A 19,763-nucleotide genomic window follows, 5' to 3' on the forward strand; every position below is an offset into this window, starting at 1 on the left:
ATATGGATGGTGCTTTAGAAAAATCTATTTCGTTTATTCTCTTTATAATTATAGGAATCATCTTAAAAAGAAAATTTCTGTAGGCGATGAAACCAATGGATTAAAAAAATAATTCTTACACTTGCATTACCCGCAACTATTTTTATTGCTTTATTAAAAGTTAAAATTGATGGCAACCTGGTGTTATTTCCATTATTAGCATTAGCTTTTAATGTAATACTTTTTGCGGTTACACCGTTGTTATTAAAAATTATTGGTGTCGACCCTAATTCTGATAAAGGTAGAAGTGCTAAACTTTTAATACCTTCTTTGGCCCCTGGACTTTCTTGCTTTGCTTTTATTTTAGAATTCTTAGGTGATGGATATTTAGCAAAAGCTGCTATGGCAGATTTAGGAAATAAATTTTTTGTGCTTTTTTTACTTTATTTAGTAGCATTAAAATGGCATTATAACAATGCAGACTTCGAAGCAAACTCGTTAAAAACAAAACTTAAAGGTCTTTTAAAAGCTTTATTATACGAACCTGTAAACATTTTTATAATTGTTGCATTGGTATTAGTTTCTTTTGGAATTACTTTAGATAAAATTCCGAATTTTTTATCGATGACGTTAAGTAGACTAAGCTTTATAATGACGCCTTTGGTATTGCTTTTTATTGGTTTGGCGGTTAAAATTAAAAAACAACAATTCTTTCAGTTGTTTTCTTTATTGCTTTTAAGGGCTTCGTTTACCCTTTTATTAATTGCTGCCGTAATTTCTTTTGCAGACTTAACTGTTACTAAAGATATTTTAGTAATGATTGCTTTCGGATTAAGTTCTGCTAGCTTTTGGCCTTTTGCTCATATTTCTGCAATACATTTAAAAGAAACCAAAGAAAAAACGGTTAAAAGAACTTTTGATATCAATTTCGCATTATCAATATTAGCACTTTCTTTACCAATTTCTGTATTATTAATCTTAGGAATTTTAACTGCTGGAGATACTTTTGCTAAAACTAGCAACATTTTTATACTATGTGGCATCCTGTTTTTTATAGGTGTTTTGTATCCTATATATCTAAAGATTAATAAAAAAGTGAGTTTAAAAAAAGTGAAATTCAACTTTCTGTAGATAAATAACATAATTATTTATACTTTATAAGTTCTAAAAAAACCTTTCAATTTATATTTGAAAGGTTTTTTTTAGTTAAAAACTCCAGTTTTTATAACTACTAGAACTTTCTAACCTTTCTTCTAAACCATCTTCTAGTTCTTTAAAAAAGTCGATACCTGTTAATGCTTCTATTTTATTTACAGAAACAACAAATTTATACAATGGTAACTTCGAGTCTTTATGTGGTACTAAAAAAGCAATCATTTTTATTTTGCTATTCGTCTTGTCTAAAATTACTTTATAAAATTTTTTTGGCACAGCTACATTTTCGCTTCCAATTGTTTGTAAATTGTTTTCTAAAACACCGCCTGTTATTACAAAAACACCATCGTTTTTCCTTGCCCAATAACGTACTTTTTGTTCTAACCGATTCCGGATACCAGCATTAAATGCATGTTTTTGCGGACTGATATTACTTGTTAAAAATGTTTCGTCGTGCGCTGTTTTTGTAAACTTTCTATCTCCGGCAGGACATAAATGACCTCTATCATAACCCGAATTTTTGTAATTACGCCAATGTGCTGCTTTTGTTTTTACTGCATTATCTATTTCAAAATAAGGTCTTTTAAAATTATTTCTACTTAAATCTGATGCTTTTAATTCGTAAGCAACCCATTCTGCTTGTTCGTGTTTTTCGCTATAAGATAAAGAGTAGTGTTGATGATGCACTACTTGATTTGTAGTACTTGTTGGCAAAAAATATTGATTTGTTGCTGCTTTTGGTTTTTTACCTTCTTCAATTATAAAATCTTCTTTTTGGTTGTCTAAAAACTGTTCGTAACCTAGAACTGCAATTAAAATAACAACTGCTATAATAGAGAGTATTTTCTTCTTTGTCAAGATTGGTTTGTTTAAAATTCTTAATAACTGTAAAGGTATGAAAGAATGTTAAAATTAGGCAAGTAAGTATGCGTTAAGGATTGAACGGTTTGTTTGAGCTCTTTTTGAGGAACGAAAAAAAGCGAGTAGTGAAAGCCTGTTAAAACGCCCAAAATAAAAAACTCTCTCAAATTAATGAGAGAGTTTTGAGTTTTAAAAAATTGTTTTGTCATTTATTTCTAGTAACGACAAAACGTTGTCTTTTATTAGTATCTGTAATGTTCCGGCTTAAATGGTCCTTCTACAGTTACACCAATATAAGAAGCTTGCTCGTCTCTTAATTCTGTAAGCTCTACTCCTATTTTTGCTAAGTGTAATTTTGCAACTTTTTCATCTAAATGTTTTGGTAACATGTACACATCGTTTTTATACGCGTCTGCATTTGTCCAAAGTTCTATTTGAGCCAAAGTTTGGTTTGTAAAAGAATTAGACATTACAAAACTTGGGTGCCCAGTTGCACAACCTAAGTTTACTAAACGTCCTTCTGCTAAAACAATAATATCTTTGCCGTCTATAACGTACTTGTCTACTTGTGGTTTTATAGTATCTTTTGTGTTACCGTGGTTTTTATTTAACCAAGCCATATCAATTTCGTTATCGAAATGCCCAATGTTACATACTATAACTTTGTCTTTCATTGCTTCGAAATGACGCCCTTGAATAATATCTTTATTACCAGTTGTTGTAATAATAATATCAGAATTTGCAACTACAGTTTCTAATCTTTTTACTTCGAAACCGTCCATTGCAGCTTGTAATGCACAAATTGGGTCTATTTCTGTAACAGTAACAATAGAACCAGCACCTTTAAAAGAAGCTGCTGTACCTTTACCAACATCACCATAACCACAAACTGTTACTCTTTTACCAGCTAACATAATATCTGTTGCTCTACGAATTGCATCTACTGCAGATTCTTTACAACCATATTTGTTATCGAATTTAGATTTTGTAACAGAATCGTTTACATTAATTGCTGGCATTGGTAACGTTCCGTTTTTTACTCTTTCGTAAAGTCTGTGAACACCAGTTGTAGTTTCTTCAGATAAACCGTTAATTCCGTCTGCTAATTCCGGATATTTATCTAACACCATGTTTGTTAAATCTCCACCATCATCTAAAATCATATTTAATGGTTTTCTGTCTTCACCAAAAAATAAAGTTTGTTCTATACACCAGTCAAACTCTTCTTCTGTCATATCTTTCCAAGCATAAACCGCAGTACCAGCTTCTGCTATTGCAGCAGCAGCTTGATCTTGCGTAGAAAAAATATTACAAGAACTCCAAGTAACCTCTGCACCTAAAGCTTGTAAAGTTTCTATTAAAACAGCTGTTTGAATTGTCATGTGCAAACATCCTGCAATTCTAGCTCCTTTTAATGGCTGCTCATTTTTATATTCTTCTCTTAAAGACATTAACCCTGGCATTTCTGCTTCAGCTAATAAAATTTCTTTTCTTCCCCATGCAGCTAAAGAAATATCTTTAACTTTATTTGGTACGTAAGCTATTTTTGTGCTCATATTATGTATATTTATATTCTAATTTTTCGAACTACAAAGTTACGACATCCATTTTAAAAAAGTATGCCTCTTTACAAAAGTTTAACGGTAAATAATAACACCAAAGTACTAATCTGGAAGATTGATGAATCTTTTAACGAATTAAATAAGAACGTTTTACTAACCCCAAAAAGTAGAACTCGTTTAGAGAGCATGAAATCTGATTTGCATCAAAAAGGTTTTTTAAGTGTAAGGCACTTACTTAAAGAGGTTGGTTATAGAGATGAAGATTTAATGTATGATGAATTTGGAAAACCGCATTTAAAAGATGGTAAATACATTTCGATTACGCATTCTTTTACTTTTTCTGGCTTGATAATTTCTGATAAACTTCATGTTGGGATAGATATTGAAATGCAACGAGACAAAATTTTAAAAATTGCACATAAATTTACACCAATAGAAGAATATAAAACAATTGCAAATCATGATGCATTGGTAAGCAAATTAACCATAGTTTGGGGTGCAAAAGAAAGTTTATATAAAATCTACGGAAAGAAAAAATTACTGTTTTTACATAATATTTATATTGAAGATTTTAAGTTTGAAGATCAAAAAACAACAGGAGCTATTAGATATGATGGCGAAGAATTCTCTTACAACATAGAGTTTTTAGAGTTTGATGGTTTTACCTGCGTGTTTGCTTATTAATTATCGTTATTGTGAAGAAATAAAGTAATCTTTAATGTTTAAAATAAGATTACTTGGTCATTCTTACAGAAACAAGTTCTGCATAAATCCTCGTAATCACATTCAGCTTTTGTATTTTCGCATTCGTGAATATTTACCAAAACATTTTATTAGCAAAAAAAGAAGGCAAAAAGTTATTGGCTGTTCTTATAGATCCAGAAAAAATAGATTTAGAAAATATTGCTATTTTCTTTGAAAAAGTTCACCAATCTATTGCAACACATATTTTTATTGGCGGAAGCACAGATGAAAATAATCAAACAGAAAATGTAGTTTCTGAAATTAAAAAAACCACACATTTACCCGTAGTTTTATTTCCTGGTGATGTTTCTCAGATTTCAGAAAAAGCAGACGGAATTCTATTTTTAAGTTTGCTTTCCGGCAGAAACCCGAGTATTTAATAGAACAACAAATAAAAGCGGCACCAATATTAAAAAACATTCATTTAGAAATTTTACCTACAGGTTATATTCTTATTGATGGAAAAAAAGAAACTGCAACTCAAAAGGTAAGTAACACAAAACCAATCGCGCAAGAAAATGTAGATTTGATATTAAATACTGCTTTGGCAGGCGAATTCTCTGGCAAAAAGTTAATCTATTTAGAAGCAGGTTCTGGTGCAACAGTTCCTGTGCATAATAGTATCATCAATGTTGTAAAAAAACTTGTCAATTCCATTAATTGTTGGTGGCGGTATTCGTTCTAAAGAACAATTAGATATAACTTTTAATGCTGGTGCGGATATAGTTGTAATTGGTACTGCTTTTGAAGATGATGAAACCTTTTTTGAGGACTTAAAAAAATAAAAAATGACAGAAATTTTTAACTTCTTGTTTGAGCAATACAAAACATACGAAACAATAGATATTGTGTTAGAAATTATTGCCGTTATTTTTGGGTTTTTATCGGTTTGGTATTCCAAAAAAATAAAGTTTTAGTTTTTCCGACAGGAATGATAAGTACCTTAATTTTTGTGTATTTATTGCTAAAATGGGAACTTTTAGGAGATATGATGATTAATGCTTATTATTTTATAATGAGTATTTATGGTTGGTATATTTGGACCTACAAAAGCGATGGAGAACACGAAACACCAATTTCTAAAACTACTTATAAAGAGAAAAAAATAAGTGTTTTAATATTTATAGCAACATTAATTTTTGTGTACGCTGTTTATACTTATTTTGAAAAATGGACAAATTGGACTGCTTATGTAGATACATTTACAACTGCCATTTTCTTTGTAGGTATGTGGTTAATGGCGAAACGTAAAATAGAAAACTGGATTTTTTGGATTATTGGAGATTTAATTTCTGTACCTTTATATTTATACAAAGGATTTACCTTTACTAGTTTTCAATATTTCGGATTTACTTTTATTGCCATTTTTGGCTATTTAGCATGGAAAAAGAACTTAAACAAGAACCCATTAACATCGTAAAAGTTGTTTTATTTGGCCCTGAATCTACAGGAAAAACAACACTTTCTAGACAATTAGCACGCTATTATAATACGGTTTGGGCTCCGGAATTTGCGCGCGAATACCTGCAAGATAAATGGAACAACGAGCGTAAAACTTGTGAGAAAGAAGATTTATTACCAATTGCAATTGGGCAAATGAAACTAGAAAATTCGTTAGCAAAAAAAGCAGACAAAATACTTATTTGTGATACAGATTTATTAGAAACAAAAGTATATTCAGAAGAATTTTATGGTGGTTTTGTAGATGATAAACTAAATGAAGCAGCTACTAAAAACCAATATGATTTATATCTTTTAACCTATATAGATACTCCTTGGGAAGAAGATGATTTACGTGACAGGCCGGAGGAAAGACTAGAAATGTTTAAAGCATTTGAAAAGGCCTTAATTAAAAATAAAAGACCCTATCTTTTGTTAAAAGGAGATAAAGAAACAAGATTAAAAAACGCTACAGAAGCTATCAATAAAATTATTGAAACGAAAGATAACTTACACTCATTTTCAAATTCATTATTAGATTTAGATATGCATTTTTTACATCAGAATTCTGCAGATTTCGGAAATTCTTTAGATTATTAAAATGAATTTAGAATTATTATTAAAAGAATTAAATTTTAAAGCAATTAGAAGTTACGGTGCTGGTGGGCAACATGTTAATAAGACATCTTCTAAAATAGAATTAACTTTTAGTTTAGAAAATTCATTTGCTTTTTCTAATGAAGAAAAAACTTTACTCAAAAAAACCTTTCATCAAAACTTACTAAAGAAAACACTTTAATACTCTTTTGCGAAGAAACTAGATCTCAGCACAGAAATAAAGAACTTGCTATCAAACGGTTTTTAGAATTAATTAAAAAGAATTTAATTGTCGCAAAAAAGCGAAAAAAGTCGAAACCTTCTAAAAGTGCCATCAAAAAAAGATTAGATTCTAAACAGAAAAACTCGGTAAAAAAAGCACTTAGAAAAAGACCTAAATTAGACTAAGTACTGCTTAATAAGCTTCAGCAATATTTACGTAAAAGTTACCATCTGTTTCGTTACCAGCACCATAATCAAATCTTATATTTAATTTCTCTTTTTTATCTAACATAAAGCGAAGTCCTACACCATAATTTAACTTTAAATCGCCAATATTTAAATCAGTAGTTTTATTAAACACATCTCCTGCACCAATAAAACCTACCAAACCAAATCTACTATCTTTAAACGTTTTTCTATATTCAATTTGTGCTGCTAATAAATTTTCTTCAATAAATCTTCCTTCTAAATAACCACGCATTATTTGTTCGTTTCCTAATAATGCTAACTCAGATAATGGCACATTTCCATTCGCAAAATGCCCTACTGCTTGTACTGCAATTACATCATTATTAGATACTGAAACTTTAAAATAATGACGTAAATCGAAACGTGTTAAATCAAAATCATGCGTTCCGCCCATAGATGTGTTATAAAAACCTCTAGTTAACTCGAAATACCAACCTTTAGATGCATTTAAAATATTATCTCTACTATCATACAAAACTGCCAACTCAACTCCTGTAGAAGTAGAACCATCATAACCTGTTGGTCTTGTTGCATCTAACAAACCATTTTCTTCAACTTTAGTTTTATAAACTTTGTTGTATCTAACTCCACCACCTAAAAATAAATATCTTGTAAACGCTCTTTTTAGCAAAATTGGTTCAATTAAAAATTGATACGTATCATAAATTTCTTCATTAGATTCTGGTGTATCTGTACCAATTCCGTAGTAATATTTTGGATAATTTTGAAAACTCAAATTACCGAAATCACCCACTCTTCTTGATTTGTAAAAATCTCGAATCCTGAGTAAATAAAAAACTGATTATTTAAAGTGTACAACATAGAAACAGGCATATTAGACGTTCTTGTTTCGTCTCCACTTCCTTTAAATTTAAACAAATATTTTGCACCAACACCAAACCCTAAACTAGTTTCTCGGCGAATAACTAACAATTGGTGCTGTAATTATTTTTGATAAATACAAGGTAGAATCTTTAGCTACTTTATCTTTATTCGGATAAAATGTAAAATATTCTACAAATTTATCTAAACCGGTTTCTTTTTTAGATTCACCTTCCTGAGAATAAGCAGATAAAGTGAAGAGAAAAACAAAAAATAAATTAACTGTTATTTTATAAAGGTTGTTTGATGGATTATATTTCATGATTGATTGATATTTTATACAAATTTAGTGCTGATTTTTTATACATATTAACTCATATAAAATTTTACTTATCGGTAATGGTTGTTTAAAGACTTAACTAAAAGTTAAAATAAATCACTTTTTAGTTCCGCATTAAACTATTCTAGCTTAATTTTGCATTGTTCTCATAAAGGGGTGCTTTAAAAAGGCTGAGATCATACCCAAAGAACCTAGAACAGGTAATGCTGTTTAGGGATTTACAACAAAGTCATTAAGAAGTTTTAACTACAGTAGGTTTAAAAAAATAAAACACTATTACGTTGCAAACTCTTCTAAATGCCAAAACTAATTATTCAAAAATAGTCACAGAATAATTGCCTCTTTTTATTCGTTTTATATTATTTAAAATGAAAAAAATTACAATTTTTTTATTCTTATTAGTAAGTATACTTACAAATGCACAATCCTTTAAATTTTCCGGAACTGTAATAGACGAAAACGAAAACCCTTTACCAGGAGCATCTGTTTACATTAAAGAAATTAAAAAAGGAACATCAACAAATTTTAAAGGAAATTTTAGTTTGCAACTTAAAAAAGGTACTTATACAGTAGAAGTTTCTTTTATTGGTTACAAAACTATTTCGCAAAGAGTTTTACTTTCTAAAAACGAAGAGTATTTTATAAAACTTAAAACAGGTTCTATGGTTTTAGACGAAGTTTTAGTTGCTGCCGTAAGAGCAAATACCGATGCTCCGGTAACATTTTCTAACTTATCTAAAAAAGAAATTGCAAAACGTAATCTAGGACAAGATATTCCTATTCTTTTAAACTACATGCCTTCTGTTGTTTCTTCATCAGATGCTGGTGCAGGAGTTGGTTACACATATATGAGCGTGCGTGGTTCTAACGGAGAAAGAATTAATGTAACCGTTAATGGTATACCTTATAACGATGCAGAAAGCCATGGTACTTTTTGGGTTAATTTAGGTGATTTTGCATCTTCAACTCAAAACTTACAATTGCAACGTGGTGTTGGTACTTCTACAAATGGTTCTGGTGCTTTTGGGGCAAGTTTAAATATTTTAACAGATGCTGCTCAAGAAGAAGCATCCGGAGAAATATCAAACTCTTTTGGCTCTTTTAACACAAGAAAACATACAGTAAAATTTAGTACAGGTAAAATTAACGATCATATAGAAATTGCAGGTCGTTTGTCTAATATTTCTTCTGATGGATATATCGACAGAGCATCATCAGACCTAAAATCTTACTTTTTACAAGGAAGTTATATTGATGATAATACCTTAATAAAAGCAATTACTTTCGGAGGAAAAGAAAAAACCTACCAAGCTTGGTACGGTACGCCTAAAGTAAGATTAGAAAATGATGCTCAAGGTATCGAAGATTATATTACAGATAACTTTTTAAGTGATAGCGAAGCAGAAAATTTAAGAAATTCTGACAGAAGATATAATTATTACACTTATGATAATGAGGTAGATAATTACGAGCAAAACCATTATCAATTGCACTGGAATGAGCAATTAAACGATAATTGGTCTACAAATTTAGCATTAAACTACACAAAAGGTTCTGGTTACTTCGAACAATATAAAGTAGAAGAAGATGCAGCAGATTTTAATAATTTAATTATTGATGGTTCAGATGTTATTGTAAGACGTTGGTTACAAAATGACTTTTATGTTGCTAACTTTAATGCTAATTACAAAAACGAATCTTTCAATGTAATTTACGGTGTTTCTTATTCAAATTATACCGGAGATCATTTCGGAGAAGTGATTTGGGGAGAAGATTTAGCACCAAACACAAGTATTAGAGATCAGTATTATTTTTCTGATGCTAAAAAAACCGACTTTTCTGTTTTTGCTAAAGCAAACTTTAAAATTTCAGAAGATCTTTTTGGTTACTTAGATTTACAAGGTCGTTTTGTTAACTACCAAACAAATGGTATTACTTCTGATTTAGAAAACATTGCAGTAGATGCAAATTTTGATTTCTTTAATCCTAAAGTAGGACTAACATATAAAGTAAATCCTAATAATAGTTTATATACTTCTTTTGCTGTAGCTAATAGAGAGCCAAATAGAAATGATTTTGAAGGTGGTGTAAACACACACGAAACTTTAAATGATTTAGAATTTGGTTGGAGATTAAAAAGTGAATATGTAAAATTAAATACAAATGTGTACTACATGAATTATAAAAACCAGTTAGTATTAACTGGTGCTTTAGATGACGTAGGTGCACCTATTAGAGCTACTCGGAGACAGTTATAGATTAGGTTTAGAAATAGATGCAGATATTTATTTAAATGAATATTTCTCAATTAAACCAAATGCAGCTTTTAGTTCTAATAAGAATAAAAACTTTGTTGCCAAAATAGACGGTACTTTACAAAATTTAGGAAATACAGACATTTCATTTTCTCCGGACGTAGTTGTTGGAAATATGTTTATCTACAAACCATTAGAAAACCTACAAATTTCTTTCTTATCTAAATATGTTGGCAAACAATATATGAGTAACTTAGGTAGCAAAGTTTCTAATAGTGATATCATAGACAGTTATTTTACTTCAGATTTAAACTTTGTGTACGAAGTAAAACCTACTAAAATTTTTAAATCAATTGTATTTACTGCTTTAATAAACAATATTTTTGATAGAGAATATGTAGACAGAGGTTACTATGGTACTTTTGATGACACTTGGTCAGATCCAAATAAAACAACTACTTTAGATTATGCCGGTTTTTACCCTCAAGCAACTAGAAACTTCTTAGTTGGTGTAACGCTAAAATTCTAAAAAAACATACTTTTTTAATCAATTTTGGTTAATAAAATCACAAAACGAGCCTTTTTCTTTGAAAATCGCTCGTTTTTCTGTATATTGAAATTCTATGAAAAAACTTTTAAACTTCAATTTTTTTAGCATAAAAACTACGCTTTTCTACAGTGTTTTTATCAAGAAGTTTTACCCACAAGTTTTCTAGACATCTTATCCCTTTTCTTTTTTCTCTTTTAAAGAACAAATCTAATTAAAAGAGTAGCTCACTTCATTCAAAAAAATAAACTAAAAATTTATGAGACAACTTAAAATTGTAAAGCAAGTAACTAACAGAGACGCAAAATCTTTAGAAAAATATTTTCAAGAAATAAGTAAAATAGGTTTAATAACTGCAGATGAAGAAGTAGAATTGGCTCTAAAAATTAAAACAGGAGATTCAATTGCGTTAGATAAATTGGTAAAGGCTAATTTAAGGTTTGTAGTATCTGTAGCTAAGCAATATCAAGGGCAAGGTTTAAAACTATCAGACTTAATAAACGAAGGTAATTTAGGTTTAGTAAAAGCGGCAAAACGTTTTGATGAAACAAGGGGTTTTAAATTTATTTCTTATGCTGTTTGGTGGATTCGTCAATCTATAATGCAAGCTTTAGCAGAACAATCTAGAATTGTAAGGTTGCCATTAAATAAAATTGGTAGTATTAGTAAAATCAATAAAATTTACGCTAGACTAGAGCAAAATGAACAACGAATGCCTACAAATAAAGAAATTGCGCAAAGTTTAGACATGACAGAAACAGAAGTAGAACAATCTATTAGAAATTACGGTAAATCTTTATCTATGGATGCACCTTTTAAAGACGGAGAAGATTCTAATTTATACAATGTTTTGCAGTCTGATGAATCTCCGAAACCGAGACAAAGATTTAATGAATCAATCTTTGAAAATAGAAATCGATCGAGCTTTAAACACTTTAACATCTAAAGAAGCTAAAGTTTTAAAAATGTATTACGGTATTGGTAATGAAGTTGCTACAAGTTTAACTGAAATAGGCGAAAAATTCGATTTAACTAGAGAAAGAGTAAGACAAGTAAAACAAAGAGCAATTAGACGATTGCAATCTAAATCTAAAAATCAAATGCTAAAAACATACTTAGGATAAAAAAAATACTTTTAAAATAAAAAATCTCAAAATTTACATTTTGAGATTTTTTATTTTTATGAATCTATTCTGCCAATAGCGCAACTAACAAATGACTTTGCTTTATGAGCTATGGTGTTTTTATCTCCTACTTCCGGATATCCTAATTTAGATAATTTTTCTTTTATCAAATCTAAATTTTCGTTTTCTGATGTTATGGTAACCGTAGAATCCTCTACTTCAACTTGCACATCTGTAACTTCACTTATACTTAATAAACCTTTTTTTATTGTAGCTGCACAACCACCACATTTTAAATTTTCTATTTTTATTTCTGAAATCATACTATCTAATTTTCTTTTTTCCATTGATTATATCCACCTAAAACATTAACGCACTTAAAACCTGCTTTACTTAATATTTTAATGGCTTTTTTACTTCTATTTCCGCTTCTACAATACACAAACACTTTTCGATTTTTATCTAACTTTCTTGAGGCATTATTATAAAAATTTGCATCAAAATAATCTGCAAAAATCGCAGTTTTTATAAAACCTTGTTTAACTTCTTTCGTTGATCTAACATCTAATAATTGTATGCTATCTTCTTCTAAAATACGTTTTAATTCTAAAGTAGTTATATTATTTGTATCACTTTGAGGTTTACAAGCAATAAAAAACATACATGTAACTAATAAACAAATAAAATGCTTCATTAAAACTATTTTAAAGTAGACGGACAAACGGCTGCAGTTGTCTCGATATCAGTTTTTCTTATTGCACCAAAACCACCTGCCACATCAATTACGTTATGAAATCCTCTAGCTTTAAGTATCGAAGCAGCAATAACAGAACGGTAACCACCTGCACAATGTATATAAAAATCTCCTTTTTTTGGAAATTGTGAAATATGATCGTTTAAAAAATCTAAAGGTGTGCTTTCAGCAACATTTATATGTTCGCTAGAAAACTCCCCCGGCTTTCTTACATCAAAAACAGGCATATTTTCTTTTATTTTTTCTTCTAATACAGATGCAGAAACAGATTCTAAAGTATCAATTTCTTTTCCTGCTTGTTTCCAAGCATCAAAACTACCTTCTAAATAACCTAATACATTATCAAAACCAACTCTAGATAATCTTGTAATTGTATCTTCTTCTCTACCTTTTGCAGCTACTAATAAAATTGGTTGTGTAATGTCTTTTATTAATGCGCCAACCCAAGGTGCAAATCCGCCGTCTATTCCAATAAAAATAGATTGAGGAATAAATCCTTTTATAAATTCTGTTTGATGACGTACATCTAAAATAATAGCGTCAGTTTCGTTTGCAACCAATTCAAAATCTTTTACAGACAATGGTTTTGTAGATGTTTTTATAACATCATCTATAGATTTATAACCTTCTTTATTTAATTTAACATTTAAAGGAAAGTAAGCTGGTGGTGGTAATAAACCATCTGTAACTTCTTTTATAAACTCTTCTTTTGTCATGTTAGCTCTTAATGCATAATTGGTTTCTTTTTGATTACCAATTGTACCTACAGTTTCTTTGCTTAAATTTTTACCACAAGCAGAACCTGCACCATGTGCTGGATAAACAATAACATCATCTGCTAACGGCATAATTTTAGTTCTTAAACTATCAAATAGAAAACCAGCTAAATCCTCTTCTGTAATATCTCCTTTTTGAGCTAAATCTGGTCTACCAACATCACCTAAGAATAATGTGTCTCCGCTAAAAAGAGCATGGTTTTTACCATTCTCATCTTTTAATAAATAACAAGAACTTTCCATTGTATGACCAGGTGTGTGTAATACCGTTATAGAAATATCTCCTACTTTAAAAACTTGATTATCTTCTGCTATTATTGCATTAAAATTAGTTTTTGCCGTTGGACCATAAACAATATCTGCTCCTGTTTTTTCTGCAAGAGTTACGTGCCCACTAACAAAATCTGCATGAAAATGTGTTTCAAATATGTACTTAATTTTTGAATTAGCTTTTGCTGCTCTATCAATATAATCTTGTACTTCTCTTAAAGGATCTATAATTGCTACTTCTCCTTTACTTTCAATATAATAAGCACCTTGTGCTAAACAACCTGTATAAATTTGTTCTATTATCATAATCTGTTCTTCATTTATTACACTTCAAAATAACATCAATAGTGTAAATTACTAAATGATATTTATCAGTTTTAAGTTAAAGCTTAATCGTAAGCTTGATGTATATATTTCGCGTATTTCTCTTGATGCGATCGATCTCCGGTTTTATAGAATTTTACCGCTTGATTTGCGCGCATAAAGAAATGTTTTAAGTCAATAATTTCTAATATTCCACTTCTAAATAAATCGTCTCTTACGGGACCTTTAACACCTGCAAAATAGAATGTAATATTTCTTTTTTGACAATATTTAATTCGTTCTTTAAGCATTTCAACTCCTGTACTGTCTACTCTATTAATACTTTCTGCATCTAATACAATCAATTTTAATGCAGAACCTTTTCTACACATCATTTCATCAAGTTTATCTCTAAAATAACTAGAGTTTGCATAAAATAATTGTGCATCAAATCTAAAAACTAGAATATCATCATCAATTACAACTTCATCAAATCTATTTTTATTTCTGTAAAAATTAGAGTTTGGCACTTTACCTAACTCTGCTACATACGGTCTCGAGGTTCTAAAAATTAAAATGATTAGAGATAAACCTACACCAACAATAATACCATATTCAATTCCAAGTAATAATGTGGCCAAAAAGGTTGCTAACATTAACCAAAAATCGAGTTTATTTGCTTTCCATAAAAAACCCGCTTCTTTAAAATTTACCAAACCAAATACAGCTACAATAATAATAGCTGCTAAAACTGTTTTTGGTAAATGATAAAATAAAGGTGTTAAGAATAACAACGTAATTACCACCATAATTACAGATATTAATGCTGCCATACCTGTTTTAGCGCCACTTTCTTGATTTATTGCAGATCTAGAAAAACTAGAAGTACTTGGGTATGCTTTAAATAAAGAACCAACCATATTACTAATACCTAATGCTATTAATTCTTGATTTGGTCTAATTCTATATTCGTCTTGTTTAGCTTCTAAAGATTTACCAATAGAAATGGTTTCTAAATAACCAACCATTACTAATGTTAAAGCAATAGGCATTAACTCTTTAATCTGATCAAAATCAAAAGTTGGTAGTTCAAACTTTGGTAATCCTGACGGTATGTCTTTTACAATAGATACATCTTCAAAGCTTTTACCAAAGTATTTCATTGTGATAATACCAAGAATAACAACAATTAATGCATTCGGAATTTTCTTATTTATCTTACGAAAGAAAATAATTACGATTACAGAACATAAACCTATAACAGTTGTATGATAATTATAATTACTAATATTATAAATAATATCTTCTAAAATTATCTGAATTTGGTCGCTCTGAACAAAATCTACACCCAATAAATTTCTAAATTGATTAAAACCAATTATCAATGCAACTGCAGATGTAAAACCTGTAATAACAGGTTTTGATAGAAAATTTACGATAAAACCGAGACTAAATACTCCCATTATAAACTGAATAGCACCAACCATTAAAGCCAATAAAATTGCAATAGAAATATAACTTTCAGATCCTGCCAAAGCTAAGGTAGAAACACCTGTTGCAACAATTAAAGAATCCATTGCTACCGGACCAATTGCTACTTGTCTAGAAGAACCAAAAATAGCATACATAATCTGTGGAACCAACGCACAATATAAACCATAAATTGGTGGTAAACCTGCAATTAAAGCATAGGCAATTCCTTGTGGAATTAAAATAATTCCTACAGTTATACCCGCTACTAAATCTCCCTTAAACAGCGAAGAATTGTAGTTTGGCAACCATTCTAAAATAGGTATTATCTTTTTTAAGTTCATTAAAACAATTCTCCTTGATTTGTTCCTTTTGTTCTTCCTAAATGCTTATATGCTAACTCTGTTACTTCTCTACCTCTTGGAGTTCTCATTATAAATCCTTGTTGTATAAGAAAAGGTTCATAAACTTCTTCTATTGTTTCTGTATTTTCAGAAACAGCAGTTGCAATTGTACTAATCCCAACAGGTCCTCCTTTAAATTTATCGATTATTGTAGCCAAGATTTTGTTATCCATTTCATCCAAACCATGGGCATCAACATTTAATGCTTTTAAAGAATATTTAGCTATTTCAATAGTGATATTCCCTTCACCTTTAATCTCTGCAAAATCTCTAACTCTACGTAACAAAGCATTCGCAATTCTTGGAGTTCCTCTGCTACGACCAGCAATTTCAATCGCTGCTTCCATAGAAATAGGAACGCCTAAAATGTGCGCACTTCTTTGAATAATAGTGGTTAATAAATCCGTTTTATAATAATGTAATCTACTACTAATTCCGAATCGTGCACGCATTGGTGCAGTTAATAATCCAGATCGAGTGGTAGCACCAATTAAAGTAAAAGGTTCTAAGTGAATTTGAACTGTACGTGCATTTGGCCCAGATTCAATCATTATATCTATTTTGTAATCTTCCATTGCAGAATACAAATACTCTTCTACTATTGGACTTAAACGATGTATTTCATCAATAAATAAAACATCTCTTTCATCTAGATTTGTAAGTAATCCTGCTAAATCACCCGGTTTGTCTAAAACAGGTCCGAGAGGTAACCTTAATCCCTACTTCTAATTCATTTGCTAGAATATGTGCAAGTGTCGTTTTTCCTAAACCAGGAGGACCATGAAATAATGTATGATCTAAAGCTTCATTCCTTTTATTTGCTGCTTGAACAAAGACTTTTAAATTATCAATAGCTTGATCTTGACCAGTAAAATCATCAAATGATAAAGGTCTTAACTTCTTTTCAACATCAAAGTCTTCATTAGAAAAGTTACTATTGTCAGGATTTAAATTTTCGTTCATAAAACAAAGATAATATTATTTAAAATACTAAAATGTAAGTTTTGTTACACAAAAAAAACCTTTCCATTGCTGGAAAGGTTTTTTAAATTATATTTTATAATTATTAAGATGGTTCTTCACCGTCTAATAATGGTGTTGTTTGTAAAACAAAATCTTCACCATGTAAATAATCACTATCATCATCATTAGGATCTACACGCTTACTGTAATCATATGCCCATCTATGAACTTCGGTAATTTACCTGGCCAGTTACCATGTACATGTTCTACTGGTGTTGTCCATTCTAAAGTGTTTGATTTCCATGGATTTTGTGTAGCTTTTTCACCTCTATACATAGAGATAAAAAAGTTAGCAATAAAGAATATCTGAGCAATACCACCAACCAAAGCAAAAATAGTAATAACAACATTGATATCTGCTAAATCATCAAACATTGGAAAGTTAGTGTTTGTATAATATCTACGTGGTAAACCTGCTAAACCAATAAAGTGCATTGGCCGAATACTCCGTAAGCACATATAATACTTAACCAGAAATGCCAATAACCTAAAGTCTTATTCATCATTCTACCATACATCTTTGGGAACCAGTGATAAACACCAGCAAACATACCAAAGATTGCAGAAACACCCATTACTAAGTGGAAGTGAGCCACAACAAAGTAAGTATCGTGAATATTAATATCTAAAGCAGAATCTCCTAATACCAATCCTGTTAAACCTCCTGTTACGAAAGTAGAAACTAAACCAATAGAAAATAACATCGCAGGATTTAATTGTAAGTTACCTTTCCATAAAGTTGTTACGTAATTAAAAGCCTTTACTGCAGAAGGGATTGCAATTAATAAAGTTGTAAATGTAAACACAGATCCTAAGAAAGGATTCATTCCTGAGATAAACATATGGTGACCCCAAACAATTGTTGATAAAAATGCAATTGCCATAATAGAACCAATCATTGCCCTATATCCAAAAATTGGCTTTCTTGCATTTGTAGAAATAATTTCTGATGTAATACCTAATGCAGGTAATAATACAATATATACCTCCGGGTGACCTAAGAACCAAAATAAGTGTTCAAATAATACTGGTGATCCTCCTTGGTAGTGTAATACTTCACCGTAAATAAAAATATCTGATAAGTAAAAAGATGTACCAAAACTTCTATCGAAAATCAATAATAAAGCAGCCGATAATAATACAGGGAAAGAAACTACACCAATTATTGCTGTAATAAAGAATGCCCACATTGTTAATGGCAATCTTGTCATTTTCATTCCTTTTGTACGTAAGTTAAGAACGGTAACTATATAATTTAATGATCCTATTAAAGAAGATGCAATAAATATAGCCATAGAAACCAACCATAAAGTCATACCCATACCGTAACCAGGAATTGCTTGTGGTAAAGCACTTAATGGAGGATAAATAGTCCAACCTGCTGCTGCTGGTCCTGCCTCAACAAATAAAGACATAACCATAATTACACTAGATAAGAAAAATAACCAATAAGAAACCATATTTAGGAATCCTGAAGCCATATCTCTAGCACCAATTTGTAATGGAATTAATAAGTTTGAAAAAGTACCACTTAATCCTGCTGTCAATACAAAGAATACCATAATAGTACCATGTATTGTAACTAATGCTAAATACATATCAGGATCCATAATACCATCTGTTTGGTGAGAACCTAAAAATGCTTCAACAATTGAAAAAGAAGTATCACGGCCATGCAAGTTGTAAACGGAATAACATAGACATTAAAACGGCTATAATACCCATAAACATACCAGTTACTAAAAACTGTTTAGAGATCATTTTATGATCTTGACTAAAAATATATTTTGTTACAAAAGTTTCTTTATGATGATGTTCTGACATAATCTTACTTGTTTGTAGTAATTTTATTATAATTTATTTAATAACTTCAGCTAATGTTGGTTGTTCTGATAACCACTTGTCGTATTCTTCTTGTTCTACAACAGTAATTTTCATTTGCATATTATAGTGAGATGCACCACAAATCTTATTACATAATAATAAATAATCAAACACATAAGGATCTTCGCCTTTAGCTTTTCTTATTTTATTAATACCAATAGACTTTTCTATAACTTCGGTTGATCTCTCATTTCTAAAGTCGTGTACTTCGGTGTAAATCCAAATTCTGTAACCATACCAGGCACACAGTTCATTTGAGCTCTAAAGTGCGGCATATAAGCTGAATGTAATACATCCTGAGAACGGAACTTAAAATGAATTTTTCTTCCTTTTGGTAAGTACAACTCTGTAACTTGTTTGTCATCTGCAGAATTTTTATCAGACATATCAACCCCCATTGTGTTAATACCTTTAATAAAGTTTACATTACCTAATCCTAAAGTGTTATCTGCACCAGCATAACGAGCATCCCATCTAAACTGTTGAGAATAAACTTCTATTACAATTGGATCTTCTGCATCAGATAAATCCATTACGTTATTCCATTGCCATAAACCGTATCCTATTAATAATACTAAAACGATGGCTGGAGTAACTGTCCAAATAAATTCTAACTTATGACTGTCTGCATAAAACTTAGCTTTTCTGTCTTTACTTCCTCTATACTTAAATGTGAAATAGAAAATTAAGAATTGCATTATAAATTGAACAATACCAATTAACCAAAAAGTAATATCGAATAAGTTGTCATCATGCTCACCTTCATAAGAAGCTGATTCAGGTAACATAATTACGTTCATAAAAATTAAACAGTAAATCATCATAGCATATAGAAAAGCCATGAAAGCAATTGCAAATTTACCTTGAGCAGCATTATCTTGATCATTGGCAATAGAACTTCTAAAATCCATGATTCTAGTAATTTGCCAAACGCTTACACCAATTGCAACACCTATAAAAATATAAAATAGAGCTAGCATAT

At 30.1% G+C, this 19,763-nt stretch carries 12 protein-coding genes and 8 pseudogenes; 8 read left to right on the forward strand and 12 right to left on the reverse strand.

What is annotated here, in order from left to right; all coding sequences use genetic code 11:
- Positions 1-180: 180 nt before the first annotated feature.
- Positions 181-1,110: an AEC family transporter gene (locus ACZ1HD_RS14785; RefSeq protein ID WP_472687892.1), complete on the forward strand. Its 930-nt coding sequence runs from the start codon at positions 181-183 to the stop codon at positions 1,108-1,110.
- Between the two features lie 75 nt (positions 1,111-1,185).
- On the opposite strand, the gene ACZ1HD_RS14790 is transcribed toward ACZ1HD_RS14785, so the two are convergent.
- Positions 1,186-1,992 (reverse strand): DNA/RNA non-specific endonuclease, encoded by an 807-nt coding sequence (locus ACZ1HD_RS14790; RefSeq protein ID WP_472687893.1) that lies wholly within the window; start codon positions 1,990-1,992, stop codon positions 1,186-1,188.
- Between the two features lie 245 nt (positions 1,993-2,237).
- Complete coding sequence (gene ahcY, locus ACZ1HD_RS14795) at positions 2,238-3,551, reverse strand: adenosylhomocysteinase (RefSeq protein ID WP_079737404.1); 1,314 nt, start codon at positions 3,549-3,551, stop codon at positions 2,238-2,240.
- Positions 3,552-3,614: 63 nt separating this feature from the next.
- Here ahcY and ACZ1HD_RS14800 point away from each other — a divergent pair, with 63 nt between their 5' ends.
- From ACZ1HD_RS14800 to arfB, 5 genes and pseudogenes are all read left to right on the forward strand, one after another.
- The gene (locus ACZ1HD_RS14800; RefSeq protein ID WP_375240504.1) at positions 3,615-4,241 is read left to right on the forward strand and encodes a 4'-phosphopantetheinyl transferase family protein; all 627 of its coding nucleotides are present in this window, start codon (positions 3,615-3,617) and stop codon (positions 4,239-4,241) included.
- A gap of 125 nt (positions 4,242-4,366) precedes the next feature.
- Positions 4,367-5,086: pseudogene (locus ACZ1HD_RS14805) on the forward strand (phosphoglycerol geranylgeranyltransferase).
- A 3-nt stretch (positions 5,087-5,089) separates the two neighbouring features.
- Positions 5,090-5,721: pseudogene (pnuC, locus tag ACZ1HD_RS14810) on the forward strand (nicotinamide riboside transporter PnuC).
- Entirely contained in the window at positions 5,682-6,341 is a 660-nt protein-coding gene (locus tag ACZ1HD_RS14815) for an AAA family ATPase (RefSeq protein WP_472687894.1), read from the forward strand. The pseudogene pnuC and the gene ACZ1HD_RS14815 overlap by 40 nt, the downstream one beginning before the upstream one ends.
- A gap of 1 nt (position 6,342) precedes the next feature.
- Positions 6,343-6,746: pseudogene (gene arfB / locus ACZ1HD_RS14820) on the forward strand (alternative ribosome rescue aminoacyl-tRNA hydrolase ArfB).
- Between the two features lie 7 nt (positions 6,747-6,753).
- Here arfB and ACZ1HD_RS14825 read toward each other — a convergent pair.
- Genes ACZ1HD_RS14825 through ACZ1HD_RS14835 form a run of 3 tightly spaced genes read right to left on the reverse strand, consistent with a single transcriptional unit; the run spans position 6,754 to position 7,953 of the window.
- Positions 6,754-7,563 (reverse strand): BamA/TamA family outer membrane protein, encoded by an 810-nt coding sequence (locus tag ACZ1HD_RS14825; protein ID WP_472687895.1) that lies wholly within the window; start codon positions 7,561-7,563, stop codon positions 6,754-6,756.
- Positions 7,542-7,742 carry a hypothetical protein gene (locus ACZ1HD_RS14830; RefSeq protein ID WP_472687896.1) on the reverse strand — a complete coding sequence of 67 codons (201 nt, stop codon included), beginning with the start codon at positions 7,740-7,742 and terminating at the stop codon, positions 7,542-7,544. The genes ACZ1HD_RS14825 and ACZ1HD_RS14830 overlap by 22 nt, the downstream gene beginning before the upstream one ends.
- Positions 7,717-7,953: a hypothetical protein gene (locus ACZ1HD_RS14835; protein WP_472687897.1), complete on the reverse strand. Its 237-nt coding sequence runs from the start codon at positions 7,951-7,953 to the stop codon at positions 7,717-7,719. The genes ACZ1HD_RS14830 and ACZ1HD_RS14835 overlap by 26 nt, the downstream gene beginning before the upstream one ends.
- Before the next feature lie 386 nt (positions 7,954-8,339).
- On the opposite strand from ACZ1HD_RS14835, the pseudogene ACZ1HD_RS14840 reads away from it, so the two are divergent.
- Together ACZ1HD_RS14840 and ACZ1HD_RS14845 are read left to right on the forward strand one after the other, a co-directional pair.
- A pseudogene (locus ACZ1HD_RS14840) lies at positions 8,340-10,755 on the forward strand (TonB-dependent receptor).
- 277 nt (positions 10,756-11,032) lie between these two features.
- Positions 11,033-11,897, forward strand: a pseudogene (locus ACZ1HD_RS14845) (sigma-70 family RNA polymerase sigma factor).
- Positions 11,898-11,953: 56 nt separating this feature from the next.
- Here ACZ1HD_RS14845 and ACZ1HD_RS14850 read toward each other — a convergent pair.
- From ACZ1HD_RS14850 to ACZ1HD_RS14880, 7 genes and pseudogenes are all read right to left on the reverse strand, one after another.
- Entirely contained in the window at positions 11,954-12,220 is a 267-nt protein-coding gene (locus ACZ1HD_RS14850) for a heavy-metal-associated domain-containing protein (protein WP_472687898.1), read from the reverse strand.
- A gap of 5 nt (positions 12,221-12,225) precedes the next feature.
- Complete coding sequence (locus ACZ1HD_RS14855) at positions 12,226-12,591, reverse strand: rhodanese-like domain-containing protein (protein WP_472687899.1); 366 nt, start codon at positions 12,589-12,591, stop codon at positions 12,226-12,228.
- A gap of 5 nt (positions 12,592-12,596) precedes the next feature.
- Entirely contained in the window at positions 12,597-14,003 is a 1,407-nt protein-coding gene (locus ACZ1HD_RS14860) for an MBL fold metallo-hydrolase (protein WP_472687900.1), read from the reverse strand.
- Between the two features lie 83 nt (positions 14,004-14,086).
- Positions 14,087-15,814, reverse strand: a complete 1,728-nt coding sequence (locus tag ACZ1HD_RS14865; protein ID WP_472687901.1) for a SulP family inorganic anion transporter — start codon at positions 15,812-15,814, stop codon at positions 14,087-14,089.
- A pseudogene (gene ruvB, locus ACZ1HD_RS14870) lies at positions 15,814-16,837 on the reverse strand (Holliday junction branch migration DNA helicase RuvB). The gene ACZ1HD_RS14865 and the pseudogene ruvB overlap by 1 nt, the downstream one beginning before the upstream one ends.
- Before the next feature lie 103 nt (positions 16,838-16,940).
- Positions 16,941-18,721, reverse strand: a pseudogene (locus ACZ1HD_RS14875) (cytochrome c oxidase subunit I).
- 33 nt (positions 18,722-18,754) lie between these two features.
- Positions 18,755-19,761 (reverse strand): annotated as a pseudogene (locus ACZ1HD_RS14880) (cytochrome c oxidase subunit II).
- Positions 19,762-19,763 lie beyond the last annotated feature (2 nt).

The sequence above is a fragment of the Polaribacter sp. HA6-7 genome (assembly GCF_055693625.1).

Bases quoted from the DNA above. Each gene is read 5' to 3' on its own strand.
- ahcY (WP_079737404.1), bottom strand. From the start codon at position 3,551: ATGAGCACAAAAATAGCTTACGTACCAAATAAAGTTAAAGATATTTCT.
- ACZ1HD_RS14800 (WP_375240504.1), top strand. From the start codon at position 3,615: ATGCCTCTTTACAAAAGTTTAACGGTAAATAATAACACCAAAGTACTA.
- ACZ1HD_RS14815 (WP_472687894.1), top strand. From the start codon at position 5,682: ATGGAAAAAGAACTTAAACAAGAACCCATTAACATCGTAAAAGTTGTT.
- ACZ1HD_RS14835 (WP_472687897.1), bottom strand. From the start codon at position 7,953: ATGAAATATAATCCATCAAACAACCTTTATAAAATAACAGTTAATTTA.
- ACZ1HD_RS14850 (WP_472687898.1), bottom strand. From the start codon at position 12,220: ATGATTTCAGAAATAAAAATAGAAAATTTAAAATGTGGTGGTTGTGCA.
- ACZ1HD_RS14855 (WP_472687899.1), bottom strand. From the start codon at position 12,591: ATGAAGCATTTTATTTGTTTATTAGTTACATGTATGTTTTTTATTGCT.
- ACZ1HD_RS14860 (WP_472687900.1), bottom strand. From the start codon at position 14,003: ATGATAATAGAACAAATTTATACAGGTTGTTTAGCACAAGGTGCTTAT.
- ACZ1HD_RS14865 (WP_472687901.1), bottom strand. From the start codon at position 15,814: ATGAACTTAAAAAAGATAATACCTATTTTAGAATGGTTGCCAAACTAC.